This is a genomic window from Pedobacter sp. (assembly GCF_045628745.1).
In the GTDB taxonomy this organism is placed as follows: domain Bacteria; phylum Bacteroidota; class Bacteroidia; order Sphingobacteriales; family Sphingobacteriaceae; genus Pedobacter.
The window spans coordinates 1-4,326 of sequence record NZ_JAZQPU010000356.1; the positions used below are offsets into that span (position 1 = coordinate 1).

General features: G+C 41.1%; 4 protein-coding genes, 2 tRNA genes and 1 pseudogene. 3 read left to right on the plus strand and 4 right to left on the minus strand.

What is annotated here, in order from left to right; translation table 11 throughout:
- A pseudogene (locus ACR2F7_RS13020) lies at window positions 1–205 on the plus strand (cyanophycinase); the annotation flags it as partial.
- 22 nt (window positions 206–227) lie between these two features.
- Here ACR2F7_RS13020 and ACR2F7_RS13025 read toward each other — a convergent pair.
- The 4 genes from ACR2F7_RS13025 to ACR2F7_RS13040 are packed head-to-tail and all read right to left on the minus strand — an operon-like array spanning window position 228 to window position 3,717.
- Window positions 228–707 carry an ABC transporter ATPase gene (locus ACR2F7_RS13025; RefSeq protein WP_432713991.1) on the minus strand — a complete coding sequence of 160 codons (480 nt, stop codon included), beginning with the start codon at window positions 705–707 and terminating at the stop codon, window positions 228–230.
- A gap of 47 nt (window positions 708–754) precedes the next feature.
- Window positions 755–1,606 carry an MBL fold metallo-hydrolase gene (locus tag ACR2F7_RS13030; RefSeq protein ID WP_432713992.1) on the minus strand — a complete coding sequence of 284 codons (852 nt, stop codon included), beginning with the start codon at window positions 1,604–1,606 and terminating at the stop codon, window positions 755–757.
- Window positions 1,596–2,396: a (Fe-S)-binding protein gene (locus tag ACR2F7_RS13035; protein WP_432713993.1), complete on the minus strand. Its 801-nt coding sequence runs from the start codon at window positions 2,394–2,396 to the stop codon at window positions 1,596–1,598. Before ACR2F7_RS13035 ends, ACR2F7_RS13030 begins: the two co-directional genes overlap by 11 nt.
- Window positions 2,397–2,421: 25 nt before the next feature.
- Window positions 2,422–3,717 (minus strand): 4Fe-4S dicluster domain-containing protein, encoded by a 1,296-nt coding sequence (locus tag ACR2F7_RS13040; protein WP_432713994.1) that lies wholly within the window; start codon window positions 3,715–3,717, stop codon window positions 2,422–2,424.
- A 213-nt stretch (window positions 3,718–3,930) separates the two neighbouring features.
- Here ACR2F7_RS13040 and ACR2F7_RS13045 point away from each other — a divergent pair.
- A tRNA-Phe gene (locus ACR2F7_RS13045) sits at window positions 3,931–4,003 on the plus strand.
- A gap of 265 nt (window positions 4,004–4,268) precedes the next feature.
- Window positions 4,269–4,326 (plus strand) — tRNA-Phe (locus ACR2F7_RS13050).

Here is a 4,326-nt window from a genome sequence, read left to right on the forward strand (position 1 = left end):
CACTTACCCCAAATACCAATGTATCGGGATTGATGAAGGCACGGCTATTATTGTTGAAGGGAAGAAGGTAAAAGTTGCCGGTGTTAGCCAGGTGTTGAGTATTGCACAGCCTAAAAAACTTAAAGTAAACGCAAAACACCTGATTTCATTAGCTGATTTGCGCTTTAGCCTGTTCATCGCAGGCGACCAGTTTACCTTGAAATAGGTTTAAAGACTAACCTTGTATTTTACAGCAGGTGTGCAAATACACTGTTGTGCCAGCTTTTCTCAAAAGGTACTTCCCATTTGTTTTCAAACTCTTCCAAAGTTTGCACCATGTTGTTAAATACAATGGTTTTGGGCCCTATTTTTTTGATGTTGATCAATGTTTCAAAATCTTCTTTATTGGTTACCACAACTTTATCACCAACCTTATAACCCATATTGAACCTGTTTAAAAGGTCTACATGATACGTTTGTTCAAGTTCTTTGATGATGCGTACGGAGCTGTCAATAGAGCAGCCGGTAACGTTGGCCGAGTTTTCATCTACAATGAAGACAATAAAAAAGTTGTAAAGAACCTTCGCTACAGCATCTAGCTGATGCCCATGGGCTTTCCATTGCTCTGTGAAAATATCCAGCTGATGCTGAATTGCTTCCACTTCTGCACCGGTAAACTCACGGTCACTTTGGTATACCCACACTCTTGATTTTGCTGAAAAACTCATAAGACAAATTTAACAAATTATTTAAAATATAGGTTGTTAAATATTTTCTAGCCTGCAGTAGGGTAAGGAATCTGCTCTTCGAAGAAGTTGAGTTGAATATTGGTATCTACCTTTTTTGAAGGAGTACCATTAATGGTGAAAACAGGGGTTTCTACAAACCTTGTAGCCACAATAATTTTAACATCACCGGCATGGGTTTCAAACAATTCCTGCACCAATTGTGGGCTGTTATTGTCTTTAGAAAGATGCGCCAGCAGCAGGTGTGTCATGTTGTCTGGTTTGTGTTTTATAAACAATTCTAAAGCTTGTTTATTCGACAAATGGCCTTGTCCACCGCTGATGCGGTTCTTTAAATAATAAGGATAGCTGCCATTGTGGAGCATTTCTTCATCATAATTAGCTTCAAGGAAAGCCGCATCACATTGTTTGAAATGTTTGATCAGGTTATTACAGACGATGCCTAAATCCGTAAAGACACCTACTTTAGTGTCGCCGCAGGCCACAATAAAGCTATGGGGTTCCACGGCATCGTGTATTTTAGCGAAAGCAGTAATTTGTAAGCTGCCCACCTGGATGACTTCATTGCTGTTGAGGTTGCGGTAAAGCTCATCTTTGATCTTGAATCTACAGTTCAATAGGGTGGCAGGGGTAATGTATACCGGGATTTGGTATTTACGGGCCATCACGCAAACACCCCGGATATGGTCAGAGTGTTCATGCGAGATGAACAGTGCTTTGACTTTGCGCATAGACAAGCCTAAGCGCATCATCCTGATTTCAGTTTCCTTACAAGAAATTCCGGCATCAATTAAAACGGCATCTTCGTCGTTGCCGACATAGTAGCAGTTTCCGTTGCTGCCGGAATTTAAAGAGGTTATCGATAAGGTATTACAATCCATTTGCGCGGGCTGTAATTTCAGCGATGTCTAAAACTTTCACCTCATCACTCTGGTCTTTCATTTTTACACCATCACTTAACATGGTCATGCAAAAAGGGCAGGCAGCAGCAACGATCTGTGGGTTGGTAGACAATGCTTCTTCAATTCTTTCAATGTTAATGTCTTTATCGCCTTTCTCAGGTTCTTTAAACATTTGTGCACCACCGGCACCACAGCATAAACCGTTAGATTTGCAGCGTTTCATTTCTACCAGTTGTGCGTCAAGCACTTCCAAAGCACGACGTGGTGCTTCGTAGATGCCATTTGCACGACCTAAATAACAAGGGTCATGAAAAGTAATCTTTTTACCTTTAAAGCTTTCGCCACCTTCGGCTTTTAATTTTCCTTCATCAATCAATTGCTGGATCAACTGGCTGTGGTGAATCACTTCGTAATTGCCACCCAAGCATGGATATTCGTTTTTAATGGTGTTGAAGCAGTGTGGACAACCGGTTACAATTTTCTTTACTTCATAAGCATTCAGGACTTCAATATTAGTCATGGCCTGCATCTGGAAAAGAAACTCGTTACCTGCACGTTTTGCTGGATCACCAGTACAACTTTCTTCAGTACCTAAAACGGCATATTTTAAACCAACATGGTGCAGAATTTTGCAAATATCGCGGGTTGTTTTTTGTGCACGTTCATCGTAACTTCCGGCACAGCCTACCCAGAAAAGAATTTCAGGAACCTCGCCTTTAGCTACCATTTGTGCCATTGTAGGCACTTCAAAATTTAATTGCTCGCTCATCTTTCAGCTCAAGTTTGTGTTGTTGTTAGTTTTCTTTAGCCCAGTTAAAACGGTCGGCCGGAGAATATTTCCATGGTGCACCATTATTTTCTACATTTCCCATCATGGCATTAAGACTTGCCGGAGATTTAGATTCTTCCATCACCGCATAACGTCTCAGTTCTATAATAATGGCAAGTGGGTCAATATTAACCGGACAGGCTTCTACACAAGCATTACAACTGGTGCATGCCCATATCTCTTCACGACTAATATAATCGTCGATCAATGATTTGCCATCGTCAAATCCATTGCCCGTTTTATCAATATTATTGCCCACTTCTGTTACCCTGTCGCGGGTATCCATCATGATTTTACGTGGCGATAAAAGTTTCCCTGTAATATTTGCCGGGCAAACGGAGGTACATCTTCCACATTCTGTGCACGTATAGGCGTTCATTAAATTAACCCAGCTTAGGTCATTTACATCCTTTGCGCCAAAACGCCCGGCATCAGCAGGTTCTGGTGTAAACGATGGATCCAACATGGCTTTCACCTCATTAGTTACACTTTGCATGTTGTTGAATTCTCCCTTTGGGTTAAGGTTAGAAAACCAGGTATTCGGGAAAGCCAGCATGATATGGAAATGTTTAGAGTAGGGAAGGTAGTTTAAGAAAGCAAATATCCCGATGATGTGGAACCACCAGCAGCCTCTTTCCAGCATCACCAAACCCTCAGCAGAATTAGGCAAAAGGCCCTGTAAGAACTGACTGATAGGAAATGCACCTGCCGTTACATAATGAGCAACGCCCATGGTTTGTAATTTGGCATCGGCAGCATTCATCAATAAAAAGGCTGACATAAGTAGGATCTCTGCAGTCAGGATATAATTAGCATCAGATTTAGGCCAGCTGGTCATTTCAACGCCGGAAAATCTTTTAAGTTTTAATATGTTTCTACGAATCAGGAAAATAACGCAGGCAAGCCATACGGTAAAGGCAAGGATTTCGAAAGCACCGATCAGCCCGTTATATAAGCCTCCCAATCCGTTAAAAACCCGGTGTGTGCCAAAAGCACCATCAATCACAATTTCTAATACTTCGAGATTGATAATCACAAAGCCGGCATAAACAAATAAATGCAGGATGGCCGGAATAGGGCGAAAGAACATCTTCGTTTGTCCGAAGGCCACTTTCATCATGGTCATGAACCGTTTTTGAGGTTGATCAAAACGGTCTGCTGGTCTTCCCAGACGGATATTGCGAATTACTTTTTTCGCATTATACCCAAAGAACGCAATGGCGGCCAGGGTAAGTACTATAAAAAGGATTTGTGCTATCATTTTCTAAAATATCTTAATAGTAAGGCTAAGATAAAACTAATTCTGTAAACAAATTGCTATGCATGCATATTATTTATTTTTTTAACCAATTTATGAGGTGGGTAAAAATTATTTTAATCTTTTTTATAATAAAGTTTGCAGTTATGAAAAAAGAAACTACATTTGCACTCCCAACAACGGGGAAACAGTTGTGAAAATGACTATTTAAATGTTGGTGCGGTAGCTCAGTCGGTAGAGCAAAGGACTGAAAATCCTTGTGTCGTCGGTTCGATCCCGACCCACACCACTTCAAAAAGCTTCAGAGAAATCTGGAGCTTTTTTGGTTTACAGGGTTTTTGGTATGTGCGGGGTCGGCGGCCAAGATTGGATCAAGTCCCAAGATTACGGAGCGCTCCATATTCAACATTTCTAATTGATTTCCATCCGGTAGGAACACAGATAAAAATTATCTCCCTGAATATGAGGGACACTGAAAATCTAATTGTTTTTTATGCAATATGCTTTGTATATTCGCTGAGTGAACAGTAATCAATGCTCACAAATGGTGCGGTAGCTCAGTCGGTAGAGCAAAGGACTGAAAATCCTTGTGTCGTCGGTTCGATCCCGACC